Annotated in this window: 26 protein-coding genes; 15 read left to right on the top strand and 11 right to left on the bottom strand. The window is 69.0% G+C overall.

Going from position 1 to position 23873, the window contains the following annotated elements; genetic code table 11:
* Nucleotides 1-2 precede the first annotated feature (2 nt).
* The 5 genes from sucD to purH all read left to right on the top strand — a co-directional run bounded on the left by sucD (nt 3) and on the right by purH (nt 6257).
* Nucleotides 3-917, top strand: coding sequence for a succinate--CoA ligase subunit alpha (sucD, locus tag ACWEO7_RS00615; protein WP_355074650.1), 915 nt, complete (start codon nt 3-5; stop codon nt 915-917).
* A 410-nt stretch (nt 918-1327) separates the two neighbouring features.
* Complete coding sequence (locus ACWEO7_RS00610) at nt 1328-2404, top strand: DUF5336 domain-containing protein (protein ID WP_452419882.1); 1077 nt, start codon at nt 1328-1330, stop codon at nt 2402-2404.
* 92 nt (nt 2405-2496) lie between these two features.
* Nucleotides 2497-3975: a cell division protein PerM gene (locus ACWEO7_RS00605; protein ID WP_452419881.1), complete on the top strand. Its 1479-nt coding sequence runs from the start codon at nt 2497-2499 to the stop codon at nt 3973-3975.
* 87 nt (nt 3976-4062) lie between these two features.
* Nucleotides 4063-4689 carry a phosphoribosylglycinamide formyltransferase gene (gene purN, locus ACWEO7_RS00600; RefSeq protein ID WP_450023067.1) on the top strand — a complete coding sequence of 209 codons (627 nt, stop codon included), beginning with the start codon at nt 4063-4065 and terminating at the stop codon, nt 4687-4689.
* Nucleotides 4686-6257 carry a bifunctional phosphoribosylaminoimidazolecarboxamide formyltransferase/IMP cyclohydrolase gene (gene purH / locus ACWEO7_RS00595; protein ID WP_452419880.1) on the top strand — a complete coding sequence of 524 codons (1572 nt, stop codon included), beginning with the start codon at nt 4686-4688 and terminating at the stop codon, nt 6255-6257. The genes purN and purH overlap by 4 nt, the downstream gene beginning before the upstream one ends.
* A gap of 219 nt (nt 6258-6476) precedes the next feature.
* Here the strand turns inward: purH and ACWEO7_RS00590 are convergent, their stop codons facing one another.
* Nucleotides 6477-6938 carry a hypothetical protein gene (locus tag ACWEO7_RS00590; protein ID WP_452419879.1) on the bottom strand — a complete coding sequence of 154 codons (462 nt, stop codon included), beginning with the start codon at nt 6936-6938 and terminating at the stop codon, nt 6477-6479.
* A 212-nt stretch (nt 6939-7150) separates the two neighbouring features.
* Between ACWEO7_RS00590 and ACWEO7_RS00585 the strand changes: the two genes are divergently transcribed.
* Nucleotides 7151-7735: a LysM peptidoglycan-binding domain-containing protein gene (locus ACWEO7_RS00585; RefSeq protein ID WP_452419878.1), complete on the top strand. Its 585-nt coding sequence runs from the start codon at nt 7151-7153 to the stop codon at nt 7733-7735.
* Nucleotides 7736-7823: 88 nt separating this feature from the next.
* Here ACWEO7_RS00585 and rpsR read toward each other — a convergent pair whose 3' ends face one another.
* From rpsR to rpmB, 4 genes are read right to left on the bottom strand one after another with little or no spacing between them, the layout of a single operon-like run.
* A complete protein-coding gene (gene rpsR / locus ACWEO7_RS00580; protein ID WP_011211513.1) occupies nt 7824-8078 on the bottom strand; it encodes a 30S ribosomal protein S18 in 255 nt (84 codons plus the stop codon).
* 34 nt (nt 8079-8112) lie between these two features.
* Nucleotides 8113-8418, bottom strand: coding sequence for a 30S ribosomal protein S14 (rpsN, locus tag ACWEO7_RS00575; protein WP_355074636.1), 306 nt, complete (start codon nt 8416-8418; stop codon nt 8113-8115).
* Nucleotide 8419: 1 nt separating this feature from the next.
* Nucleotides 8420-8590 carry a 50S ribosomal protein L33 gene (gene rpmG, locus ACWEO7_RS00570; protein WP_450023075.1) on the bottom strand — a complete coding sequence of 57 codons (171 nt, stop codon included), beginning with the start codon at nt 8588-8590 and terminating at the stop codon, nt 8420-8422.
* A gap of 10 nt (nt 8591-8600) precedes the next feature.
* Complete coding sequence (rpmB, locus tag ACWEO7_RS00565) at nt 8601-8837, bottom strand: 50S ribosomal protein L28 (protein WP_452419877.1); 237 nt, start codon at nt 8835-8837, stop codon at nt 8601-8603.
* Nucleotides 8838-8938: 101 nt separating this feature from the next.
* Here rpmB and mrf point away from each other — a divergent pair, with 101 nt between their 5' ends.
* From mrf to rpmF, 3 genes are read left to right on the top strand one after another with little or no spacing between them, the layout of a single operon-like run.
* Nucleotides 8939-10285, top strand: coding sequence for a ribosome hibernation factor-recruiting GTPase MRF (gene mrf / locus ACWEO7_RS00560; protein WP_452419876.1), 1347 nt, complete (start codon nt 8939-8941; stop codon nt 10283-10285).
* Nucleotides 10282-10542: a type B 50S ribosomal protein L31 gene (locus ACWEO7_RS00555; RefSeq protein ID WP_452419875.1), complete on the top strand. Its 261-nt coding sequence runs from the start codon at nt 10282-10284 to the stop codon at nt 10540-10542. Before mrf ends, ACWEO7_RS00555 begins: the two co-directional genes overlap by 4 nt.
* Before the next feature lies 1 nt (nt 10543).
* Nucleotides 10544-10717, top strand: coding sequence for a 50S ribosomal protein L32 (gene rpmF, locus ACWEO7_RS00550; RefSeq protein ID WP_355074628.1), 174 nt, complete (start codon nt 10544-10546; stop codon nt 10715-10717).
* Between the two features lie 423 nt (nt 10718-11140).
* Here the strand turns inward: rpmF and ACWEO7_RS00545 are convergent, their stop codons facing one another.
* The 6 genes from ACWEO7_RS00545 to ACWEO7_RS00520 form a co-directional block, all read right to left on the bottom strand.
* Nucleotides 11141-12238 carry a glycoside hydrolase domain-containing protein gene (locus ACWEO7_RS00545; RefSeq protein WP_452419874.1) on the bottom strand — a complete coding sequence of 366 codons (1098 nt, stop codon included), beginning with the start codon at nt 12236-12238 and terminating at the stop codon, nt 11141-11143.
* 119 nt (nt 12239-12357) lie between these two features.
* Nucleotides 12358-13167, bottom strand: a complete 810-nt coding sequence (locus tag ACWEO7_RS00540) for an MHYT domain-containing protein (RefSeq protein WP_452419873.1) — start codon at nt 13165-13167, stop codon at nt 12358-12360.
* A complete protein-coding gene (locus tag ACWEO7_RS00535) occupies nt 13160-13717 on the bottom strand; it encodes a GTP-binding protein (protein WP_039801302.1) in 558 nt (185 codons plus the stop codon). The genes ACWEO7_RS00540 and ACWEO7_RS00535 overlap by 8 nt, the downstream gene beginning before the upstream one ends.
* 100 nt (nt 13718-13817) lie before the next feature.
* Nucleotides 13818-14189, bottom strand: a complete 372-nt coding sequence (locus ACWEO7_RS00530; protein ID WP_040782732.1) for a DUF742 domain-containing protein — start codon at nt 14187-14189, stop codon at nt 13818-13820.
* A 7-nt stretch (nt 14190-14196) separates the two neighbouring features.
* Complete coding sequence (locus ACWEO7_RS00525; protein WP_355074622.1) at nt 14197-14607, bottom strand: roadblock/LC7 domain-containing protein; 411 nt, start codon at nt 14605-14607, stop codon at nt 14197-14199.
* A complete protein-coding gene (locus ACWEO7_RS00520) occupies nt 14604-17363 on the bottom strand; it encodes an ATP-binding protein (protein WP_452419872.1) in 2760 nt (919 codons plus the stop codon). The genes ACWEO7_RS00525 and ACWEO7_RS00520 overlap by 4 nt, the downstream gene beginning before the upstream one ends.
* Nucleotides 17364-17719: 356 nt before the next feature.
* Here ACWEO7_RS00520 and ACWEO7_RS00515 point away from each other — a divergent pair, with 356 nt between their 5' ends.
* The 6 genes from ACWEO7_RS00515 to ACWEO7_RS00490 all read left to right on the top strand — a co-directional run.
* Nucleotides 17720-18406: a response regulator transcription factor gene (locus tag ACWEO7_RS00515; protein WP_452419871.1), complete on the top strand. Its 687-nt coding sequence runs from the start codon at nt 17720-17722 to the stop codon at nt 18404-18406.
* A gap of 10 nt (nt 18407-18416) precedes the next feature.
* Entirely contained in the window at nt 18417-19871 is a 1455-nt protein-coding gene (locus ACWEO7_RS00510) for an ATP-binding protein (protein ID WP_450023090.1), read from the top strand.
* Nucleotides 19872-20110: 239 nt separating this feature from the next.
* Nucleotides 20111-21481, top strand: a complete 1371-nt coding sequence (locus tag ACWEO7_RS00505) for a S1C family serine protease (RefSeq protein WP_452419870.1) — start codon at nt 20111-20113, stop codon at nt 21479-21481.
* Nucleotides 21482-21510: 29 nt separating this feature from the next.
* Nucleotides 21511-22077, top strand: coding sequence for a MogA/MoaB family molybdenum cofactor biosynthesis protein (locus ACWEO7_RS00500; protein WP_452419869.1), 567 nt, complete (start codon nt 21511-21513; stop codon nt 22075-22077).
* A 694-nt stretch (nt 22078-22771) separates the two neighbouring features.
* Entirely contained in the window at nt 22772-23446 is a 675-nt protein-coding gene (locus ACWEO7_RS00495) for an MspA family porin (RefSeq protein WP_452419868.1), read from the top strand.
* A 66-nt stretch (nt 23447-23512) separates the two neighbouring features.
* Nucleotides 23513-23873: MspA family porin (locus ACWEO7_RS00490; protein WP_452419867.1), on the top strand; the 361-nt coding region annotated here is incomplete at its 3' end.

Below are 23873 nucleotides of genomic sequence, written 5' to 3'. Positions count from 1 at the left end.
AAATGTCTATCTTCCTGAACAAGGACTCCAAGGTCATCGTCCAGGGCATCACCGGCGGCGAGGGCACCAAGCACACCGCGCTGATGCTGAAGGCGGGCACCCAGATCGTCGGCGGTGTGAACGCGCGCAAGGCGGGCACCACCGTCGCGCACACCGACAAGGACGGCAACGCGGTCGAGCTGCCGGTGTTCGGCACCGTCGCCGAGGCCATCAAGGAGACCGGCGCCGACGTGTCCATCGCGTTCGTGCCGCCGAAGTTCGCCAAGGACGCCATCATCGAGGCCATCGACGCGGAGATCCCGCTGCTGGTGGTCATCACCGAGGGCATCCCGGTGCAGGACACCGCCTACGCGTGGGCCTACAACGTGGAGAAGGGCGGCAAGACCCGGATCATCGGCCCGAACTGCCCCGGCATCATCACCCCCGGCGAGTCGCTGGTCGGCATCACCCCGGCCAACATCACCGGCAAGGGCCCGATCGGGCTGGTGTCCAAGTCGGGCACGCTGACCTACCAGATGATGTACGAGCTGCGCGACTTCGGCTTCTCGACCTCCATCGGCATCGGCGGCGACCCGGTCATCGGCACCACCCACATCGACGCCATCGAGGCGTTCGAAAAGGACCCGGAGACCAAGCTGATCGTGATGATCGGCGAGATCGGCGGCGACGCCGAGGAGCGGGCCGCGGCCTACATCAAGGCCAACGTCACCAAGCCGGTCGTCGGCTACGTGGCAGGCTTCACCGCCCCCGAGGGCAAGACGATGGGCCACGCGGGCGCCATCGTATCCGGCTCGTCGGGCACCGCCCAGGCGAAGAAGGACGCGCTGGAGGCCGCGGGCGTGAAGGTCGGCAAGACGCCGTCCGAGACCGCCGCGCTGGCTCGCGAGATCCTGGAGAAGGCCAGCATCAGCGCCTGATCTCCGCACCGTGCACGAAGGCCGCCTCCGAATTCGGGGGGCGGCCTTCGTCATGTGTGGCGGGGGCTCAGGCTTGGGCAGAAGCCGAGCGTCCGGTCCAGCCACTCGCGGTTCTCCTCGCTATCCATCACGAGGCAGCAGGGCGGAAGGTTCATCGAGTTGGCACCGGGAATTCCCCGCTATTGAGAACCCGGGTGGTGTGAAAAGCGCCATCGCGGGCAACAGTTTCAATGAGCGGTAGGTGGTCTCGCTAGGAGCTTCGCGCCGGACACCGCCGCGACCTGCCGTGATGCGGGCGAATCCGCTCGCCTCGGCCGTCGCGGCGGGATGACCTCGGCGAGGGAGTGCAGTAGCGTCAGAAGTAATCCAGCCGTGAAGACCATGTACGACTCGATTTAGGAGACGACGACATGTCCTACCCGACCGGGGGCTCTGGGTACAACACACCCTCGCCCTCAGCGCCATCCAGCCAGAGTCCGGCCGCGGGTGGTGCCACTTCAGGTTCGAGCGCTACCGGTTCCGATGCCAAAGGTCTGCCGTTCTTCCTGGTGGTCGGCGTAGCGGCGCTCGGCGTGATCAACTTCCTGCTCGGCTTCCTGCCGTTCCTCGGCAGGAAGCCGATCGATATCGGCGGCCGCACGGTCAGCACGACGGAGACGGCCAACCTCTTCGAGGTCGCGTCCGGCTCGCCGCTGCTCGGCCTGCTGCTGCTCGGCGGCCTGCTCGCCGGACTGTCGCTGCTGCCCAAGCAGAACTGGACCGGCGCGGCCGCGGCGGCTTCGACCGCCGGCTTCGTCGCGTTGCTGTTCCAGTCGTTCAACTTCGGTTCGGGCAGCGAGCTGAAGGTCGGTGCGTTCGTCCTGCTCGTGCTGTCCTTCGTGCAGGCCGCGCTGGCGATCGCCGCGACGCTGTTCGAGGTGGGCATCCTCAAGGCGCCCGCCCCGCGCCCCGCCGCCGCGCCGAGCGGGTTCGGTCAGGGCGGCTACGGCCAGCAGCAGCCGTCGTACGGACCGGGTCAGCAGTCCTACGGGCAGCCGGGTCAGCAGCCCGGCTACGGCGCCAGCCCTTACGGGCAGGCCGGGTACGGCGCCCAGTCCGCGCCGCCGCAGTTCCCGTCCCAGCAGGGGCAGCCGTCGCCTTACGGGCAGAGCCAGCCGAGCTACGGACAGAGCCAGCAGGGACAGGCGTACGGACAGCCGCAGTCGCCTTACGGGCAGAGCCAGCCGACCACGGCCTACGGCGCGCCCCAGCAGCCGGGTTCGCCGTACGGCGCGCAGCCGCGCCCCGACGAGAGCGTGACCCAGCACTTCGGCGGCCAGCAGCAGTCCGGTCAGCAGTCGCCCTACGGTTCACCGGGCTACGGCCAGCAGCAGGCGCAGACCAGCCAGCCGAGCCAGCAGAGCGGTCCGTTCGGCGGCGAGCAGAGCGGCGACCCTTCCTCGGATGCCACCCAGGCATTCCGTCCTTCGGACGACAAGAACAAGTAGCGAACTCAGCGGCGTCCTCCCCGGTGCGGCGATCGCGTTCCTGCGGCGCGCCTGACCCGTTCGCGCCGGGGAGGATGCCACGCTGAAATGCCATGAGCTCTTCCAGAAACTCCTCGGCCCGCCGGATCGGCGGGCCGCGCTCGTCGCAGCCGCACCCCGACGCGGACGAAGCCGGGTTTCTGTCCCTCACCCCGGAGCGGTCCAGGGTGCTCATCGCCGTAGCGGGCCGCCCGTCCGCCTTCGGGCTGACCACCCTCGTCGTCCTCGTGCTCGCCACGCTCCTGGCGGCGGGCAGCGATCTGGACGGCGCCTCCGGCGCGATCGCCGCCTCCTGGTTGGGCGTGCACCAGGTTCCGCTGGTGATCGGCAAGACCTCGCTCGGCTTGCTTCCGCTGTTGCCGACCGCCCTGCTGGTCTGGCTGGCCGCGCGGGAATGCGCGCGCGCCGTGGAACCGCAATGCACCCGAGCGGATCTCGGGTGGATCGTCGGCGCCGCGGTGGGCGGTCCGCTGCTGGTCACCATCGTCTGCCTCGCGGTCACCGAAGACGCTTCCGGTGTCATCGCGCTGCAACCGCCGAACACCCTCGCCGCGTTCGTGTGGGTCGCCGCGTTGTATCTGCTCGCCGCCGCCATCGGCATCGGCATCCGTCTCCGGCGCGAGTTGTTCGTGCTGCTGCGGCTGCCCGATTGGGCGGTCTCCGGCCTGTACGGCGCGGGTCGGTCGGTCCTGCGCCTGCTGGGTTGCGCGAGCGCCGTGGTGGTGGTCTCGTTCCTCGTCCACGTTTCGCGGCTCGGTGACATGTATCAGTCGGCGGGCAATGCCGGTGGCGTCCTGGGCCTGACGCTGCTCTCGCTGGCGTATCTGCCGAACCTGGTGATCCACACCGTCGGTGTGCTGGTCGGTTCCAGCGCGCAGATCGGGGTCGCCTCGTTCGGGGTGTTCTCCGTCGTCGGCGGCCCGATCCCGGCGTTTCCGTTGCTCGCGGCGGTGCCGACCGGTCCGGCGGCGGGATGGTGGCCGGTGGTGCTGCTGATCCCCGCGGCGGTCGGCGTGCTCGGCGGGCTGGACATCGCGCGCACTTCCACCGACCGGATCGGCGCGCCGTGGGCCACGCTCGTCTCCGCCGCGCTCGCCGCGCTCGCGCTGACCGTGGCGGGCGCGGTCGCGGGCGGCGAACTCGGCGAGGTGGGCCGGGTCGGCCTGCAACTGCCGATCTTCGCCTCGGTCACGTTCGCCTGGCTGGCGATCCCCGGCTACGCGGGCCTGGTGTTCGCCCGCTGGTTCCTTGTGCCGGTCGGCGTCCCACCGGCGGACTACACCGATCCGTACGACGATTACCCCGACGACGACTACTACGAGACCGACGACGGCGACTACTACGAAGACGACGACTACTACGACGACTACGACCGGCCCGAGCTGGAGGCCCCGCTGGACGCCGAACTCGTCGACGAGCCGCCCGCGATCGAGACCGTCGGTCGGCATCCCGACCACGCCGCGGGCGACATCGTCGACGCCGAAGTGGTCGAGGCGGACCTGCCGGACAGTGACCGGGTGGACGGTCGTTAGGCTTTAACCCGGCGGTGCCGCATCCGTCCGCTATCCGATCGATCAGGGAGTAGAGCGCTGACGTCCCCGTATGCCTCGTGGAAGCCCGTGACGACGCCGGCCACCGTCGTCGTCCTGGCGTCGGGCACCGGTTCGCTGCTGCACGCCCTGCTGGACGCCGCGGCCGCGCCCGGCTATCCGGCGAAGATCGTCGCGGTCGGCGTCGACCGGCTGTGCGCGGCCACTACCCATGCCGACGCCGCGGGCGTACCGCATTTCCGGGTGGCGCTGAAGGACTTTCCGGACCGCGCCGCGTGGGATGCCGAGCTCACCGAGGCGGTCGCCGAGCACCAGCCGGATCTGGTGGTGTCGGCGGGCTTCATGAAGTTGCTCGGTCCCGCTTTCCTGGACCGGTTCGGCGGACGGATCATCAACACCCACCCCGCCCTGCTGCCCGCGTTCCCCGGCGCGCACGGCGTGCGGGACGCGCTCGCCTACGGAGCGCGGGTCACCGGCTGCACCGTGCACCTGGTCGACGAGGGCGTGGACACCGGGCCGATCCTGGCGCAGGAGGCGGTGCCGGTGCTGCCGGGTGACGACGAGGCCACCCTGCACGAGCGCATCAAGATCGTCGAGCGACGGTTGCTGGCGGAGGTCGTCGCCGCCGTCGCGACGCGAGGCATTGTCTCCGATGGACGAAAGGCAGTTATCCCAGATGAGCGAGTTCTCCGGTGAGTGAACGCAAGCCGATCAGCAGGGCGCTGGTGAGCGTCTACGACAAGACGGGTCTCGTGGAGCTCGCGACCGGTCTGCACGCGGCGGGCATCGAGCTGGTCTCGACCGGGTCCACCGCGGGCAGGATCGCGGACGCGGGCATCCCGGTGACCAAGGTCGAGGACCTGACCGGGTTCCCGGAGACCCTCGACGGCCGGGTCAAGACCCTGCACCCGCGGGTGCACGCGGGCATCCTGGCGGACTCGCGCAAGCAGGAGCACGTCGATCAGCTGGTTGAGCTCGGCGTCGAGGCGTTCCAGCTGGTGGTGGTGAACCTCTACCCGTTCACGCAGACCGTGGCCAGTGGTGCGACCCCGGACGAGTGCGTGGAGCAGATCGATATCGGTGGCCCGTCCATGGTGCGCGCCGCGGCGAAGAACCACCCGTCGGTGGCGGTGGTCGTGGACAGCGGCGACTACGACGACGTGCTCGCCGCGGTGAAGTCCGGCGGCTTCACCTTGGCCGAGCGCACAGCCTTGGCGGCCAAGGCGTTCCAGCACACCGCGAGTTATGACGTGGCGGTCGCGAGCTGGATGACCAACGTGCTGAGCGCGGATGGCACGGCCGAGGACACCGCTGTCCGGTTCCCCGAGTGGCTCGGCGGCACCTGGGAGCGGTCGGCGGTGCTGCGTTACGGCGAGAACCCGCATCAGTCCGCGGCCCTGTACACCAACGGCGACGGCGGCCCCGGGCTGGCGCAGGCGCGGCAGTTGCACGGCAAGGAGATGTCGTACAACAACTACGTCGACGCCGACGCGGCCTGGCGCGCCGCCTACGACCACGAGGCTCCGGCCGTGGCGATCATCAAGCACGCCAACCCGTGCGGCATCGCGCTCGGCGCCGACATCGCGGAGGCGCACCGCAAGGCGCACGCCTGCGATCCGGTGAGCGCGTACGGCGGGGTGATCGCGGCGAACCGCGAGGTCACCGTGGAACTGGCCGAGCAGGTCGCCGAGATCTTCACCGAAGTGATCGTCGCGCCGTCCTACGCCGACGGCGCGGTGGAGGTGTTGCAGCGCAAGAAGAACGTGCGCATCCTCGTGGCCGAGCCGCCGACGCGCGCGGGCGCCGAACTGCGTCCGATCAGCGGCGGGGCCCTGCTGCAACAGCGTGACGTGCTGGACGCGCCGGGCGACGACCCGGCTCATTGGACCTTGGCCGCCGGCGAGGCCGCCGACGCGGAAACGCTCGCCGATCTGGCGTTCGCCTGGCGCGCTTGCCGGGCCGTGAAGTCCAACGCGATTCTGCTCGCGCACGACGGCGCTTCGGTCGGTGTCGGCATGGGCCAGGTCAACCGCGTGGACGCGGTGGGCCTCGCGGTCCAGCGGGCCGGGGACCGGGCCAAGGGGTCGGTGGCGGCCTCCGACGCCTACTTCCCGTTCCCGGACGGTCCGCAGACCTTGATCGCGGCCGGTGTCCGCGCCATCGTGCAGCCCGGCGGTTCGGTGCGCGACCGGGAGACCATCGACGTCGCCCGCGAGGCGGGCGTCACCCTCTATCTCACCGGGGCCCGCCACTTCGCCCACTGAGCTCGATGGTTCCGCGACGCCGCGTCGGATCGAGGATCCGGCGCGGCGTTCTTCGTTCGATTCCCGCCCGTATCACGCGGTCGGGCAAGGGTTTCGGTGGTCCCCTCCGAGAGTTGTGCTGGGGCGCATGAGGAGCCGTGCGATGCGGCCCGTCGCAAGCCGGCAGCTATTCGGTTACGAGGGAACGGTGCGGGACCAGCCTGTCGTGCGCGCCGAGCGCTAGACCGCGCTGAGCACCGTGCGGTTTCCGAGTGGCTCTTTCAGCGGTACCTCCAGTGTGCCGAAGACCGCGATCATCGCGCACATGCGGCCCACCGCCTCGGCGCGGCTGCCGGAGCGCAGTTCGACCGTGACCGTCGACGCGGTCTCGGTGACCGTGGCGTCCACGCCGTAGCACTCCGGCGAACCGGTTTCGAAGTTCACGGCTATCTTGTTGTCTCCCAATCGGGTCCACGATTGGAATGGGATCGGATGCGCGCCGACGATGGACGGGTCGGCGGTGAATTCGTTGCCCTGGTTCCCGCGCGGGTCCTCGGTGGGCGTGCGCGCCGCCGCGCTCGGAGAGGCGCTCGTGCTCGGCGTCCTCCCTTCGTCGTCCGAGCCGCCGCAGCCCGCGGCGGCAAGACAGGCGAGCACTACGGCGACAGCTGTGGCGGCGCGTCCGGCCTGGATCCGATCCATACCGACACCCTAGTCCCGGCGTCGGTTCACATACCGCACAGCGGGTGCGTCGTGCACTGGGACGAACCCCACAGTGAACGTTCCGCGAACCCTGCGCGTAATAGCTCCCAAAGTCGTTCGGGGGCAGTAAGTTCTGCGGGGATGCGCGCCGGAGTCGTTGCGGCGCTCATCATGTCGGATGCTCTACCAGCTTTTTCCGGAAAGGAAGTATCGTGGTCGACACGCTGCGCGTAGGCGAAGAACTCGGGCGAGGGCAGTCCCTCCAGGGCGGGGCTTACACTCTCACCCTGCAGGACGACGGCAATCTAGTGCTGTCCGAGCCGGGCGGGAATGTCGTGTGGGCCACCCAGACGCACGACCAAGGCGTGGAGCGGGCCGTGCTGCAGCACGACGGCAACTTCGTCCTCTACAAGAGCGACGGCGCGGTCTGGGCGACGGAGACCAACGACCAGGCCGCCGATCGGCTGGTCGTGCAAGCGGATCGCAACGTCGTGCTGTACGGCACCGACGGCAGCGCGCTGTGGGCCTCCGGCACCGACACCGACACCCCGCTGCCCGCCCCGGAGCCGGAAGCGGAACCGGTGCAAGAGCAGGTCGCGGCTCCCGCCGCCGAGGAGGTGCCGCCTCCGCCGCCCGCGCCGGAGCCGCGCACCTACACCGTCGAGCCGGGCGACACCCTGTGGGCGATCGCCGAGCGTTTCTACGGCGACGGCAACCGCTACCGGGAGATCGCGGACGCCAGTGGCATCCCGAACCCGGACGCGATCAACCCCGGCCAGGTCCTGACCATCCCGTGACCCGGCCGGTTCGGTAGCGACGATGACAAAGACCCCCGGTGCTCGCGCATCGGGGGTCTTTCCGGTTCGCTCGTGTCGCGGAGTGCGCCTAGCGGCTGGTGAACGGCAGCAGCGCCATCTCACGGGCGTTCTTCACCGCGACGGCGACCTGGCGCTGCTGCTGCGGGGTGAGCCCGGTGACCCGGCGGCTGCGGATCTTGCCGCGATCGGAGATGAACGTACGCAGCAGGTTCACGTCTTTGTAGTCGACCGTCTCGATGCCGGCGGCGATGAGCGGGTTCTTCTTCGGACGGCGGGCCTGCTCTGCGCGAACCTTCTTCGACGGTGCTCGCTTGACTGCCATATGACGAGTTCCTTCTCACGAGATCAGTGGTTGTCTACCAGCTCGATTTGTGCACACCGGGCAACTCGCCCCGGTGGGCCATCTCGCGCACACGCACACGGGAAAGTCCGAACTTCCGGAGGTGACCGCGCGGTCGTCCGTCCGCGGCGTCCCGATTGCGCAATCGTACCGGACTGGCGTCGCGCGGCTGCCGCCGCAGTTCGGCCTGGGCGGCCGTGCGTTCGGCCTCCGGTGTGCCCGGCTTCCGGATGAGCTCCTTCAGTTCGGCGCGGCGCCCGGCGTAGCGCGCCACGATCGTCCTGCGCTGCTGATCACGCGCGATCTTCGACTTCTTGGCCATCTCAGCGCTCCTCACGGAAGTCGACGTGCCCGCGCACCACCGGATCGTATTTGCGCAGCACGAGGCGGTCCGGGTCGTTGCGGCGATTCTTGCGGGTCACGTAGGTGTACCCGGTGCCCGCCGTGGACTTCAGTTTGACGATCGGACGGATGTCGGTCGATTTCGACGCCATGGGTCGCTCCTCAGATCTTGTCGCCACGGGCCCGGAGCCGCGCCACCACGGCCTCGATCCCGTCCCGATCGATGGTCTTGATGCCCTTTGCGGAGACGGTCAGCGTGATGCGCCGGTCTTCGCTGGGCAGGTAGTAGGTCTTGCGCTGGACGTTCGGGTTCCAGCGGCGGCTGGTCCGCTTGTGCGAGTGCGACACGGACTTGCCGAATCCGGGCTTGCGCCCGGTGACCGGGCAGTGGGCCGACATGCGGACTCCCTCCAGTAGATGACAATCATTTTCGACAACGACAGCTCGACAATGTACCGTTGCTGTAGAGCAAATGAAAATCGTTACTGAAAGGGGTTCCGGTGGCTGCGGATTCCACCCTGGTCCCACCCGGCACCGACCGCAGAACGCCCGTGCTGGTGCTCGCCGGTTTCGCCGGACTCGCCGCGGCGGGCGTGGATCGCGCGGCCGCGGTGCTGGGCGCGGCCGCGGGCACCGTCGTGGTCCGCCACGATCTGACCCAGCTGCGGGAGGGCGTCGTGCGTCGCACGGTGCGCACCGCGACGCAGGAGACTTCGACCGTGCTCGAGCTCGCGCACGGCTGTGTCTCCTGCACCCTGCGGATGGATCTGGTTCCGCTGCTGTGCACCCTCTCCCGGCGGCAGTCGGTGGATCGCATCGTGCTCGCGCTCGACCCCGCGTTCGAGGCCGAGGCGGTGTGCCGAGCCATCGAGCACGTCGTGGTCACCGGCGTGCACGGTCGCATCGACGGCCCGGCCGGGCGCGACGTCCGGGTGGACGCGGTCCTGACCTGCCTGGACGCCGGCGTCTGGCTCGCCGACGCGACCGGCGACGAGACGCTCGCCGAACGCGGTCTCGCCGCCGCCGAGGACGACCGGACGGTGGCGCAGGTCGCGGTCGGGCAGGTGGATTTCGCCGATGCCGTCCTCGTCCTCGGCGCCGCCGCCGACGGAGCGCTGCTCGTCGACGCGGCGGTCGAGCGAGGCAAGCTCGCCGCGGTCCTGGCCAGGCTGGTTCCCGGCGCGCCGATCGCCTGGGCGGACGAGCCGGGTTCCGTCACGCCCGCGCTGGTCGAAACGCTGCTCGCGCGCGTCCCCGCCGATTCGCGCCGGGGGCGGGTCTTCGACGCGCACGCACCGCTTCTGCGTGGCCGACCGCCCTTGACCAGTGACTACGGCGTCGAACTTGTGGAGTTCGCCGCGGCGCGGCCGTTCCATCCCGCCCGCCTGCACGAGGCGCTCGACGTATTGTTCGACGGCGTCGTGACCGCGCGCGGCCGCCTGTGGCTGGCCACCCAGCCCGACGAGGTCGTGTGGCTCGAATCCGCCGGCGGTGGCCTGCGGGTGGGCGGTGCGGGGCGCTGGCTGGCCGCGATGCCGGAAGCGGAACGGGCCGAGGCGGACCCGGAGCGTCTCGCCATGGCCGCCTTGCGCTGGGACGAACGATTCGGCGACCGGGACGTCTCGCTGTCCATCCTGGTACACGAGGCCGATCCGGCACAGATCCGGGAGGCGCTGCACTGGGCGCTGGTGGAGGACGACGAACTGCGCCTGGTCGAGCGCGCGCCGGAGCGGGTCGCCCGATGGGAGGACCCGTTCGGCGAGTGGCACGCCGATCCATGCGCGAGTGACGGGGAGGCAGGGCAGCCCGTGCAGGACCTGAAAACCCCGAAAGGAGAGTCGAAATGAAGAAGGGTATCCATCCGGACTACCACCAGGTGGTCTTCGAGGACGTGAGCACCGGCAAGCGGTTTCTCACCCGGTCCACGGCAACCGGTACACGCACCGTGGAGTGGGCCGACGGCAACACCTATCCGCTGCTGACGGTGGACGTCACCGCCGATTCGCACCCGTTCTGGACCGGTGCGCACCGCGTGCTGGACGCCCAGGGGCGGGTGGAGAAGTTCGAACGCAAATACGGCAAGCGCGTGCGGAAGGGGGCCTGAGATGGCGGTGCCGAAGCGGAAGATGTCGCGGTCGAACACCCGCAGCCGCCGGTCGAACTGGAAGGCCGCACCGGTGGATCTGGTGGCGGTGACCGTGGGAGGCGTCGTGCGTCGGGTGCCGCGCAGGTTGGTCGCGGCCGTGCGGCGCGGCTTGATCGACGTCGAGAAACTCTGAGCGGTACGCCCGCACGGAGATCGTAGGAGCTGCCGTGCCCGAGGCCGCGAGCGACGGCCGGTTGCTCGACCGATGCCGACCTCGCCTCGAACGGGCCGGATACTGGTCTACTGTCCGGAAACGGGCACTTCGGCGCCCTTCGGAAAAAAATTTCCGGTCGGTTATCGGCAGCATAGCTATTTTCTAGCTACCAATGTGCCCTGCATCACGTCGCACTATTGCGCCGGAAGTGATTGCGACTGGATAGCCACATGCGGAATCCCGGACCGTCGGTCGGTTTTCGGCCGAGGAAAAGTTCGCCGAAAATGATGCGCGCGCAGCCCGATACCGGTACCCTCGTCGTCGAGGGCGGGTTCTCTTGGTTCCCAAGAGAACCCGCTCATCGCCAATTTTGGGGCCGTTCAGCCGGTTTCGCTCGCCCCGTCACTCCCGCTCACCGAGCCGCGTGCGTTCGTCGATCGCGCCGGTGTGGGTTCGGTCTTTCGAGGTCAACGCCGTAAGCCCGGCGTCGCCGCCCGGTGCGCGCCGCTCGCCGTCGTGTCCGGGCAGGCCGGGAAAGTCCGGCAGCAGCGCCTCGAGGCGGGCCAGCTGTTCACCGACAAGCGCCGCGGGACCCTCGATCAGCGACAGCGGCCACGGCCAGTGTCGTCCGTTCCAGCGCTCCACCTGCTCGGTCAGCTCGGCCGTCGTCGCCTCCAGTTCGCTGATCTCGGTACGCAATTCGCCTACTTGCGTTCGCAACTCGGCGGATTCGCGCTCCAGCGCGGCTATTCGGGTCAGCGCCGCGGCCAATCCGTCCACCAGCGTCCGATTCCGGCCGTCCGCGTCGGCGCCCAGCTGCGGCCAGCCGGACAAGTCGGGTCCGCGCAGCTGAATCTGGATGTCGCGCAGCACTGCCTCTTGTTCCGGCGTCACGTCCGGCTCCTCCTGTTCCACGAAATCCCACTGGCCGAAATCGATCGTCTCGGCCTCGTTCACGTCACAGCGCACGCCGCCGACCGTCACCTGGCGGCGCGTCTGATGAATGGCACGCCTGGTCTCCACGTTCGTGCCGGACCAGGCGTCGGTCTGCCACGCCCAGGTCGCGTACCCGGCGTCCAGTGCGCGGCTGACCGTCCAATACCCGCCGTAGATACCGACGTTCGCGCGGCCGAGCACGGTCGCGGCACCGTCCAGGTAGGCGTTGACGCGCAACTGGTCCTCTTGCGTCGCGTCGAAATCCGCGGAGAAATAGATCGGCCGGTCCACCCGGCCGCCGCAGCGCAGCACCTGCGCGAGGGCCGCACGCGCGTCGACGATGCCCGCGCCGTAGCCGTCCAGCATCCGCGCGGCCGTGGTCTCCCAGTTCGAGACGAGCGAGATGCCGTGCGCCCGCAGATCGTTCGCTTCGGACGGGGTGAGCAGTTTGCCGGGCAGACTCGGGCCGCCGTCGGACAGATACCGCACCACGAAGTCGTACCCCGCCGCCCGAATCGCCGCGCCCCCTGGACGACCCGCGGCGTAATCGAGACCGAAACGCATGGCTTCCACTGTAAGTGGGCCGGGCGAGTGAATCCGTGGCATCGCCGAATCCGGCACGCCGACGGGGATCGGTCAGCGGAAAACGGTCGATCGGCCCCGAACGGCGCCGCGAAACCGGATCAGCGGGCGGGCTCCAGCTTCGGCCTGCGCGGCTTCGGTGGTGCGGCCAACTCGCGGCGATCCGGTGCGATCAGCACCGCGGAGATCGGCACGGTCAGCGCGAGCAAGCCGATGACGAACATCGGGAACACGAAGTCGAACAGCTCGACGCCGTCGGGCACCTTCGCCGACCGGTTGACGTCGAAATGCAACGCGGCCACCGCCGTGTAGTAGGTGGCGGCCACGCCGACGCCGAACAGCAGCACCGTCGCGGCGCGGGCCAGCGGGAAGCGCAAGGTCTGGAACAGCCACAGCGTCGCCGTCGCGGTGATCACCCCGATCACGGCGGAGACGACGGCCAGCCAGGTCGTCACGCCCACCGAACCCTGGATCTCCAGTGAGCCGATGCCGAGGTAGTGCGTGACGCCGATGCCCAGGCCCAGTACCAAGCCGCCGGGCAGCAGCAGCGCGAGCCGGGGCGTGCGCCCGATGATCAGCAGTGCCGCGAAGACGGCCACGATGGACACCACCAGCGCCGCGACCAGCCTGCCCGGGTCGTAACGCATCGCGCTGCCGGGCACTTTCAGGCCCAGCATGGCCACCGAGGTGGCCAGCCACGCACCGACGCCGCCCAGCGATATCGCCGCAGAAACCAGCCACACCAACCGGAACTGGACCGAGCGCGCGCCGTGCCGTATGCAGGCGAGGCCGACCATCGCGCCGAGGACCGAAATGCCCACCGACAGCCCGACCAGCCAATAGCCGAGCGCGAACTGGTCGACGGACGTGGTGGCGGCACTACCCGCGGCCAGGACCGCGACCTCACGCATGGCGGGCCGTTCCTTCCAGTTCGCTGGCCTTCAGCTGGGCGATCGCGTACTCGGTGACCGCGGCGAGCGCCTGGCGCACCTCGATCGCGTTGCGCGCGTCGATGTCCACGATCGGGACGCCCTCGCGCACCGAGAGCGCCTCGCGCAGTTCCGCGATGGGGAAACGCGGTGCGTCGGGGAAGCGGTTGACCGCGATCAGGAACGGTAGCTTGCGCGCCTCGAAGAAGTCGACCGCGGCGAAGCTGTCCTCCAGCCGCCTGGTGTCGATCAGCACCACGGCGCCGATCGCGCCGCGGATCAGGTCGTCCCACATGAACCAGAACCGCCGCTGGCCCGGCGTGCCGAACAGGTAGAGCACCAGGTTGCCGGGCAGGATGATCCGGCCGAAATCCATGGCGACCGTGGTGGTCTCCTTCTCCGGCGTCTCGGCGAGATCATCGATGCCGTCGGAGTAGCGGGTCACCATCGCCTCGGTGCGCAGCGGAACGATTTCCGATACCGCGCCGACGAACGTGGTCTTGCCCGCGCCGAAGCCACCCGCGACGACGATCTTCGTCGAGGCGACCCGGTTCTCGAAGCCATCCGGGCCGGGGGCGTTGCCCGATCCGACATTTCCACTTGGCCCGGGGTGTCCACTGGGCCCCGGATTCCTATAGGGCGCGGAGTCCACGCAATGTCCTTTCCATCAGGGAACGGCGCTCGTCATAGCTCGCCTCTTCGGTCAGGGTCGAATGCACGCGCATGGTGCCGTCGACGACCAGGTCGCCGATCACCACACGGACCATGCCGAGCGGCCGGTCCAGATGTGCCGCGATCTCCGCGACCGACAACCGATGTGTGCCGAGTCGCAGTATCTCGGTACGGATGTCGCCGGTCGGCCAGTCGAGATGTGCAGTGTACGACAAGGTTTCGATGACCGCCTCCAACGGCAGGTCGATCGCGGGTTCGGTGCGCCCCGAGGTCAGGGCGTAGGGCCGGACGCGCGTGGTGGGTCGTGGTCCGGGACCGTATGGGTTGGACATCTCACGCTCAGACAGCGGTGCGCGCGGTGGCGGTGACCACCGAGCCCACCCGATCGACCAGCAGCGCCATCTCGTAGCCGATCCGGCCGATGTCGTGTGTCTTGTTCGCCAGCACGGCCAGATGCGAGCCGTTTCCGACGCTCATCACCAGCAGGTAGCCGCGCTGCATCTCCACGATGGACTGCATCACCTTGCCGCCGTCGAACAGCGACGCCGCGCCCATGGAAAGGCTGGCGAGTCCGGCGGTGACGGCGGAGAGCTGTTCGGCACGGTCACTGGGCAGGTGCGGACTGGTGGCCTGCAACAAGCCGTCCGCCGATACGAGCACCGCATGGGACACGCCGGGCACATCGCGGGTGAAGCGGGCGACCAGCCAGTTCAGATTCTCGTCCGTGGTGCTGTTTTTCGCGTTGGTCATGCAAGCCCTCCGTCGTTGTACTGCGCATTGGCCCGCCCGCTGCGGACCCCACTGAGATGCCTGGTCAAATTGTTGCGGATTTCTTCCGGATCGCGCGGGCCCGCGTCGTCCGCGGGCGCCAGGCCGCCGGGCACCAACTGGGCGCCCGGCCTGCGAATAGGCAGGCCGCCGACAGTGCGCGCGGTGGTGGTCGGATGGCTGGCGTCCTCGGCGGCCAGCCAGCCCGCGTCGCCAGGCGAGGACCACGAGCTTTCCGGCGATTGCGAGGTCGAGGGCTCGACCAGCCATTCCGAGACCATGCGTTGATAGATAGGGGTCGGGGAGGAGCCTGCGACCGGCTGCAGCCGGGAGGAAGTCACCGTCGCGGGTTCCGGCGCCGCCTCCTGCGGTGGCTCGACGGGCGCGGCCGGCTTCCGGATCGGCAGACCGGAGCGGGCGGTGGTCTGCGGCGCGGGCGGCTGGCTCGGCACGGTGGGTGTGGGACCGGTCGTCGGCTCGTCGTCCTTGACCTCGGTCCACAGATCGGTACGCGTGGGCTGCTGCTCGACGGCTTGCTCCCCTGCGGAGGGCGTCACCGCGGCGAACGGACCGGTGGGTGTGCGGTCGTCCGCGCGCGGCGTGAGCACCGGCCACGGCTGGGTGGCGGGCTGATCCGCCGGGTTGACCGCCCGACCGACCGGCGTGGAGACCGTGGGCTGGTCGGGAGTGTCGGCGACGCGGATGGCCGGACGGCGTTGCGGCAGGCCGGAACTCGTCACGCCGAAGCGTGCGGTGTCGCGCTGCGGCAGGCTCGGCACCGGAACCAGGTTGCGCGGCTGCGCGCCGGTGGGCGGCGTGACCAGGGAGGGCAGCTGGTGCTCGGCGGTGATATCGAGCGGCTTGCCCGCCGGATCGGTGACGTCCATCGGCGGCGCGACCAGCGCGCCGGGTAGGTGCACGCTGGCGGTGATGCCCGGCTGCTGCGCCATCGTGGACGTGCGGCGCAGGCTGACCGTGATGGTGTGACGCTTGGCCAGGCGGCCCACGACGAACAGGCCCATGCGGCGCGCGGTCTCGACGGTGACCTCGCCACCGGAGGCGAGCCGGTCGTTGGTCGTCTGCAGGTCTTCCAGGGACATGCCGAGGCCGCGGTCGGTGATCTCGATCAGGTAGCCGCCGTCCACCGCGCGCGAAACCATCACGGTGACCGGCGTGGTCGGCGGGGAGTACCGCAGCGCGTTGTCGATCAACTCGGCCAGCAGGTGCTCGATGTCGACGGCGGGCTCGCCCGCGACGATGCCATCGGGCACCGCGCCGATCTCGACGCGCTGGTAGTCCTCCACCTGGGAAACCGCGCTCCACAGCATGTCCGACAGCGGCACCGGGTGCAGCTGGCCGCGGCGCAAGGCGGTACCGGCGAGCACCAGCAGGTTGTCGCCGTTGCGGCGCATGCGGGTGGCCAGGTGGTCGAGGCGGAACAGGCTCTGCAACCGGTCGGTGTCGTCCTCGTCGTGCTCGAGGTCCTCGATCAGCGCCAGCTGCTGCTCGACCAGCGATTGGCTGCGGCGCGAGAGGGTCTCGAACATGTTCCCGATCTGCAGGCGCAGACGGGCCTGGTCGGCGGCGAGGTTTAGCGCCTGCTCGTGGATCTCGTCCACGGCGCGGGCCAGCTGGCCGATCTCGTCGGTGGAGTGCACCGCGACCGGGGTGATCTCGGGAGTGGTGCCGCCCGCGCGCACCACGGCGAGTTCGTCGGGCAGTTTGATGTGCGCGACCTCGAGCGCGTCCCGCCGCAGGCGGCGGACCGGGACGACCAGGGTACGAGCGACCGAGAGCGCCAGGGCGAGACCCGCGAGCAGCATGCCGATGACGATCGTCGTCTCGCGCAGCGCACCGGCTTGCGCCTCGGTGGTGCGCGCGGCCAAGGCGCTGTCGATGGTGTCGATCAGCTGCGCGGTGGTCTTCTCATAGGTGTCCGAGCTGATCAGCAGCGAATCGACGACGGCGGGATTGGTCGCCGGATCGGCGGCGTTCTGGCTGAAGGTGCCGAGACGCGTCTGCACCGCGTCCAGCAGCGGGCGCATGTTGCCCGCGTAGTCCGGCAGGATCTGCGCGTACTGGTAGATCATCGTGATCTCGGCGCCCGCGGCGACCAGCACGCGGGGCCGCACGCTCGGGTTGCGGCCCGCGTCCGGCGAGCCGATCAGCATGCGCTGCTGGGTGAGCACGCGCCGCGCGGTCTGCACCGAGGCCAGCTGCAGGAAGTACCGCTGGATGACCAGGTCGTCCACCGACGGCGAGAGCGCGAGCGCGTTGCCGATGCGGACCATGATCTCGTCGGACTGCTCGCCGACCATGGCGGGCGAGCCGTTGCGCAGGCTGTTGCGCATCGTGGTGCCGGTGGCGATGGCCGAGGCGAGTTCGGAGGTGACCCGGCCGCTGACCTTGGTGGTCTGCAAGGCGGCTTCCAGTTCGGCCAGTGCCTGGTCGAACTTCGTCAGCGCGGCGTCGGTCTGCGGGTCCGCGGCGTTGCCCCAGGTGGCGGTCGCGGTGACGCCGAGTTGCTCGGTGGCCGAACCGAACTTGACGATCGGCCGGATGATGATGGCTTGTTCGGTCGCCGCGTCCAACTGCGCCATGGTACGCAGTTCGTTGTTGATTCGGAGCACGGCGAAGACAGTCGCCAGCAGCACCGGAAGCACCAGCACCACGCCAACCTTGCGGGTGACCGACCAGTTCGACAGGCTGAATTGCCAGGACCGCGGTGCAGCTTCCATCCGCTTCCGTCGCCTCCGCTTCACCAGTGACCTCGGGCGCGCGTGGCTGTTCGGTATTGATTCAACCCGCAAAGAACCAACTAGAGGTCTTCTTTTTACCGCACGGAACATACCGTGCAGAGTGGTCATCGGCAATCCGGGGGAGCCGCCGCGCAAATTACCGAATATGGCTATAGAGAACGAGTTTCGCGGTGTAATGCGTAAGGGACGCGTCAACTTCTCCGCGGGGCCGTGGAAGACCCTGGTCACCCCGGGTTGACGGGGGCGACGCACCGTGGCGTGTCGTGGCTGCTCACCACGGCGTGTCGGGAGCGCCCTCTCAGTTACCTCTCAGTCGGTGCGGTCAAACTGGTGGCATGCGCATTCTGGTGGTCGATGACGATCGGGCGGTCCGGGAATCGCTGCGCCGGTCGCTCACCTTCAACGGCTACTCCGTCGATCTCGCGGTGGACGGTGTGGACGCGCTGGAGAAGGCAACTGTCCAGCGACCCGACGCGCTCGTCCTGGACGTGATGATGCCCCGGCTGGACGGGCTCGAGGTCTGCCGCCGTCTCCGGAGTACGGGCGATGATTTGCCGATATTGGTTCTCACCGCGCGGGATTCGGTATCGGAGCGGGTCGCGGGGCTCGATGCCGGGGCGGACGACTATTTGCCGAAGCCGTTCGCGCTGGAGGAACTGCTGGCCAGGTTGCGCGCGCTGTTGCGGCGCACGGCCGCGGGCCCGGGGGACGCGTCGGAGGCGATGAAGTTCGCCGACCTGTCGCTGGATCCGGTGACCCGCGAGGTGTCCCGCGGCGCCAGGCAGATCAGTCTCACTCGTACCGAGTTCTCACTGCTGGAAATGCTGATGGCGAACCAGCGCCGCGTGCTCACCCGTAGCCGCATTCTCGAGGAAGTCTGGGGCTACGATTTCCCGACCTCGGGAAACGCGCTCGAGGTCTACATCGGTTATCTGCGCCGCAAAACCGAGGCCGAGGGCGAGCCGCGGCTGATCCACACGGTGCGCGGCGTCGGCTATGTGCTGCGTGAAACGCCGCCGTAGGTCCTCGGTCATGGCACGAACACCTCCCAAGCGTCCCGCCGTCGCCGCACTCGGCCAGCGTCCGTCCGAGCCCGTGGACATGCGGCCGCCCATGCCGTTGACGCGGTCGGTCTCCCTGCGGTGGCGGGTGACGCTGCTGGCCGCCTCCGTGGTGGCGATCGCGGTGGCGGTCACCTCGATCGCGGCGTACGCGCTGGTGGCGCGCGCGTTGTACGCCGACGTGGACGCTCAGTTGCGCAGCCGGTCCACGGCGGTGATCGCCAGTAACCCGTACGGGTTCAACAACCTGAATCTGATGGTCGCCGCCGCCTTCTACGACGACACCGGCATCGCGCTGATCTATCCCGATCTGCGGCGCTGGCTGCCGCCGCAGTCCACCGATCCGCCGGTGGGGCCGCAGGAGGTGGCCGTGGCCCGCGGGGAACGCAGCTCGTCGCTGCGCACCGACGGCGATCAGCGCGTGCTCGCGGTCTATACCAACTCCGGTGCGACGCTGGTCATCTCCCAGCGCCTGGACCGCACCAGGGAGGTGCTCGACCGGCTCGCCTGGCTGTTGTTCGTCGTCGGCGGCTGCGGCGTCATACTGGCCGCCGCGGCGGGCACGGCGGTCGGCCGCACGGGCCTGCGGCCCATCGCGCGGCTGACGGCGGCCACCGAGCGCATCGCCCGCACCGACGACCTGACCCCGATCCCGGTGACCGGCGACGACGAACTGGCAAGGCTCACAGAGAGTTTCAACACGATGCTGCGCGCGCTCGCGGAGTCGCGCGACCGGCAGCGCAGGCTCGTCGCCGACGCCGGGCACGAGCTGCGCACGCCGCTCACGTCCCTGCGGACCAACATGGAACTGCTCATCGCGTCGAGCCGTCCCGGCGCTCCGCGCATCCCGGACGAGGACATGGCCGGACTGCGCGCCGACGTGATGGCGCAGATCGAGGAGTTGTCCACGCTCGTGGGCGACCTGGTCGATCTCGCGCGCGAGGACGCGCCGGAGACCGTCTACGAGCGCGTGGATCTGGGCGAGGTCGTGGAACGAGCGCTCGAGCGCGCCCGCCGTCGCCGCACCGGCATCGAGTTCCTCGCCGACCTGCGGCCGTGGTTCGTCTACGGGCACGAGGCGGGCTTGGAGCGTGCGGTGCTGAACGTGCTCGACAACGCGGCCAAGTGGAGCCCGGCGGGCGCGCAGGTGCGCATTCTGATGCGGGAGAGCGGTCCGGGGTTGCTGGAGCTGTCCATCGACGACGCCGGTCCCGGTATTCCCGCGGCGGAACGCGAGCTGGTGTTCGAGCGTTTCTATCGGGTCATGTCGTCGCGATCGATGCCGGGCTCGGGCCTCGGCCTGGCGATTGTCAAACAGGTGGTGACGAAACACGGCGGTACGATCGCCATTGATACCTCGCAACGCGGCGGCGCCGTCGTTCGCATCGTGTTGCCCGGCGAGCCGGGCGCGCCGGTGTCCGATTGACGCAATAGTGAGCGGCGGAACTCCATTTCCGTCACAATCTCGAGTTCTGTGCGGAATATTCGTCGTCGGTGAGGTATTTCGGACAATGCTCCGATTGGTTTGCGGCAGGATTTGAGACATCAACTTGCCGGTGATTCTATTTCGCACCGGCAGCTCTCGGAAAACTGAAAGCGCGGTCTCAGTCCGCTCTCAGTCGCCGCGGCCAACCTGGACGAGACGTGAGCAGAAACGAGGAGTCCATGACCGAGGATTCGAAGGATCGCCGGGAGCCGGGTGCGCCGGACGCGGGCGGGTTCGGGCCAGGGGAGGCGCACGCCCCCGGTTACGGCCCGCAGGCAGCACAGCATCCCACCGCGCAGTTCCCTCCGCAGCACCATCCGGCCGCGCCCTTCCCCGGGTATCCGGCGTCCTTCGGTCCACCGGCCGACGCCACGCAACCGCACGGCCCCTACGGCGCACCGCCCGCGCAGGCCCGGCGTCCGTTCCGCGCGGGTCTGGCCGCGGGCGCGGTCGCGCTCGCGCTGGTCAGCGGTGGTATCGGCGGTGCGGTCGGTGCGCTGGTCACGCACGGCGACGACGGTCGGGCACCGGTGACCAACGCGCTGGACGCTCCGAAGCCGAACGTGAGCAACGCCGTGAACGCTCCGGCCGGTTCCACCCAGGCGGTCGCGCAGAAGGTGCTGCCCAGCGTCGTGATGATCAAGGTGGCCAGCAGTAAGGCCGAGGGGGAGGGCTCCGGGGTGATCCTGTCCTCCGACGGCCTGATCCTGACCAACAACCACGTCGCCGCGGGCGGCGGGCCCAGCGCCAAGATGGAGGTCGTGTTCTCCGACGGCAGCAGCGCGCCCGCCACGCTGGTCGGCGCCGATCCGGTTTCCGACCTGGCCGTCATCAAGGTTTCCGGGAAGACCGGCCTCACTCCCATCGAGCTGGGTGGCTCGGCGAATCTGCAAGTCGGCCAGCCGGTCGTCGCGATCGGGTCGCCGCTCGGCCTTGCGGGCACGGTCACCACGGGCATCGTGTCGGCGCTGAACCGGCCCGTCGTGACCACCGGCGACGGAAGCGAGGCGGGCGCCGCGGTCAGCCCGGTGATCGACGCGATCCAGACCGATGCCGCGATCAACCCGGGCAACTCGGGTGGCGCGCTGGTGGACGGCAGCGGCAAGCTGATCGGCATCAACACCGCCATCGCGACGCTCGGGCCCGCCGAGACAGCGGGCGGCCAGACCGGATCGATCGGACTCGGGTTCGCGATCCCCGTCGATCAGGCGCGCCGGGTGGCCGACGAACTGATCAAGACCGGCAAGGCCACCTACGCGCAGATCGGGATCACGGTGTCGCGGCAGCAGGACCCGGCGCAGCAGGTTTCCGGCGCGAAGGTCCGCGATGTCACGGCGGACGGCCCCGCCGCGCGCGCGGGCATCCCGCCGGGGGCAGTCGTGACGAAGGTCGACGACCGCCCGATCGATTCCGGGAACGCGCTCGTCGCCGCGGTGCGCTCGCACCAACCGGGAGACAAGGTGAAAGTCACCTACACCGATGATCAAGGCAACAATGCCAAGACCGTCGAGGTGACCCTCTCCGGCGCGCCCGCGGACGGCGGCCGGTGATGCGCGCGGTGCCCGGCGGGCCTGGGCCGATGATCGATGTGAACGCCGACGTTCTCGGTGCGGCCGCCGAGTTGCTGGACGCAGGCGCTACGGTGAGCACCATGGAAATCGATGCTCCTGTGGCGGGGCGTGCTCTGGTGGTGGTCGTGGACGATCGGACGGCGCATGGAGGTGTTGACTCGCTCGGCCCGCTGGTCACCGAGCTGCTCACCGAAGCGGGTTTCCTCGTGGACGCGTCGGTGTCGGTGCAGGCCGACGAGGTCGAGATCCGCAACGCGCTCAACACGGCGGTGATCGGCGGCGTCGATCTGGTGATCTCCGTCGGCGGTACGGGCATGTCCCCGCGCGACGTGACGCCGGAGGCCACCTCGCAGGTGCTCGACCGCGAGTTGCCGGGGATCAGCGAAGCCCTTCGTTCCTCCGGCCGGGTGGCAGGCTCGCTGGACGCGGGGCTCTCCCGCGGGGTGGCCGGCGTGTCCGGAAGCACCTTGGTGGTCAACCTGCCCGGCACCCGTTCCGCCGTTCGCGACGGCATGGCGACGCTGGGCCCGCTCGCCAGCCGGGTGATCGGTGAACTCTCCGGATTGGTCGAGTAATTACCGCCTCCACGCCTTCTGAGCATCCTCGCCCGGCGGGTCGCCGGGCGAGGGATGCCGCGCGCTTGGCGGAGGTCTTCGGCGACGCGCTGCCCGACACCACCGCCGACGAGCGCGACGAGCGCGACGACGTCCGGTCCGCTGACGACTGGCTGCGCGCCCAGGTTCCCCCGCATCACGGCTGAGTCCGTTATCTACGTAGTAGCTACGTAGTCGTTTCCCCTGGCTTGCGAAACGCGCCAGTGATCATTTCTGACCGGAAATAATCCGGACGAGATCCTTACGGTCGTGTCCCGTATCCGTACGCTGGCCCTGCTGTGCCGCCAGCTCGGTTTTCCCACCGGAATCGGCTGTAGCGAACCGGTATTTATGCACGTCAAGCCATATTCGGATGTACGCAAGTGTGATGTGAGTCACCTTGAACTTTACGAAACTTTTCGTTGCGGCGGTCGTTACGAACCGTTTAATCTCCCATCGAGCCACTCACATTGGGACCCGCGGTCGTGGGTGCCGGCACGCGTGAAAGCCCGCTCGGCGGAACCCGGCTCGGTTCCGTTGCCCCCTGCCCGTTGCGCCGAAATAACAACCGGTTACACATCGGCAACAAAGGGGCGACACACTGAGCTGGGCCTGAGAGGACCACTGTCCAGCCTCGATGGTCGAGGTTGACTGTTTGAACCTGATGAGGGGAAGTATGAGCGAGAACCGCACCAAAGGTCTGCGCCGCGGTGCCCGCGTCGCGGGCGTAGGCGCTGCCGCGGCTGTTGCCATGGGCCTGCTTTCGACCGGTGCCGCCAATGCCGATACCTTCGTGCCGTTGCCGGACGGTCAGAAGGTAGGGCCCGGCGTGACGATCACCAGGAACGGAGAGCGGGCCCTGATTTCGCCGTCGCTGGCCGCCAACGGCGCAGGCCGGGTGGTCTGGGTGTCGGGCAACGCCGTCGCCGATGTCACCGAGACGCCGGAAGGCACCATCGGTCCCAACAACGGTCCGACCGGAAACCCCGGAACCAACAACTCCTCGACGCATGGTTCGTCGCAGTTGAGCACCGGTTACATCGTCGGCTGCCAGATCAGCATCGCCGATGACGCGATCTCCGCCGGTGTGTCCGGCAGCGTGAACCTCAGCGGCGCCAGCGCGGGCGGTTCGATCGGCGTCAACCTCGGTCCCGGCGAAGTGAAGTTCGTTCAGATCGACTACAAGGACATCCTCAAGGCCGGTGTCTACTCCGTCGAATACCAGGATGCCGAGATCCAGATCCAGGGCTGCGCGGGTTACGCGCAGGCGCGTTCGTACACGGTCGTCGAGATCATCGGCGATCACTACTCGAAGACCACCCTCTACGGGATGCCGTTCAGCATCGGCTGACGTCTGTCGAACCCAACGAACCATCTTCCCGCTGAAGCGGACTCAACCCTCGAGGGATACCAAACCATGATCAACCGTAAGAACCTGGCGCGGATGGCCGGCCTCGGCGCCGCTGCCACCATCGCCATGGGCCTGTTCTCCACCGGTGCGGCGAATGCCGACACCTTCGTTCCGCTGCCGGGTGGGGAGCTGACCAAGACGCTCTCCGATGGCACCGTCGTGACCATCCGTCTGGTCGGCGAATCGGCCAACATCAGTCCGTCCATGGGCGCGACGCCGTTGCACCGCAACGCGTGGGTCTCGGGCAGCGCGCAGGTCGAGCTCTCCGGCGCGGCCGGGGGCAAGATCTTCCCGGGTTACACCGTGGGTTGCCAGGTGAATATCGCTGGTGGTGGTGCCACCGGTGGTGTGGATGGCAATGTGGACT

It is taken from the genome of Nocardia sp. NPDC004260 (genome assembly GCF_053603155.1).
This window is presented reverse-complemented; position numbering and strand designations above follow the sequence as displayed.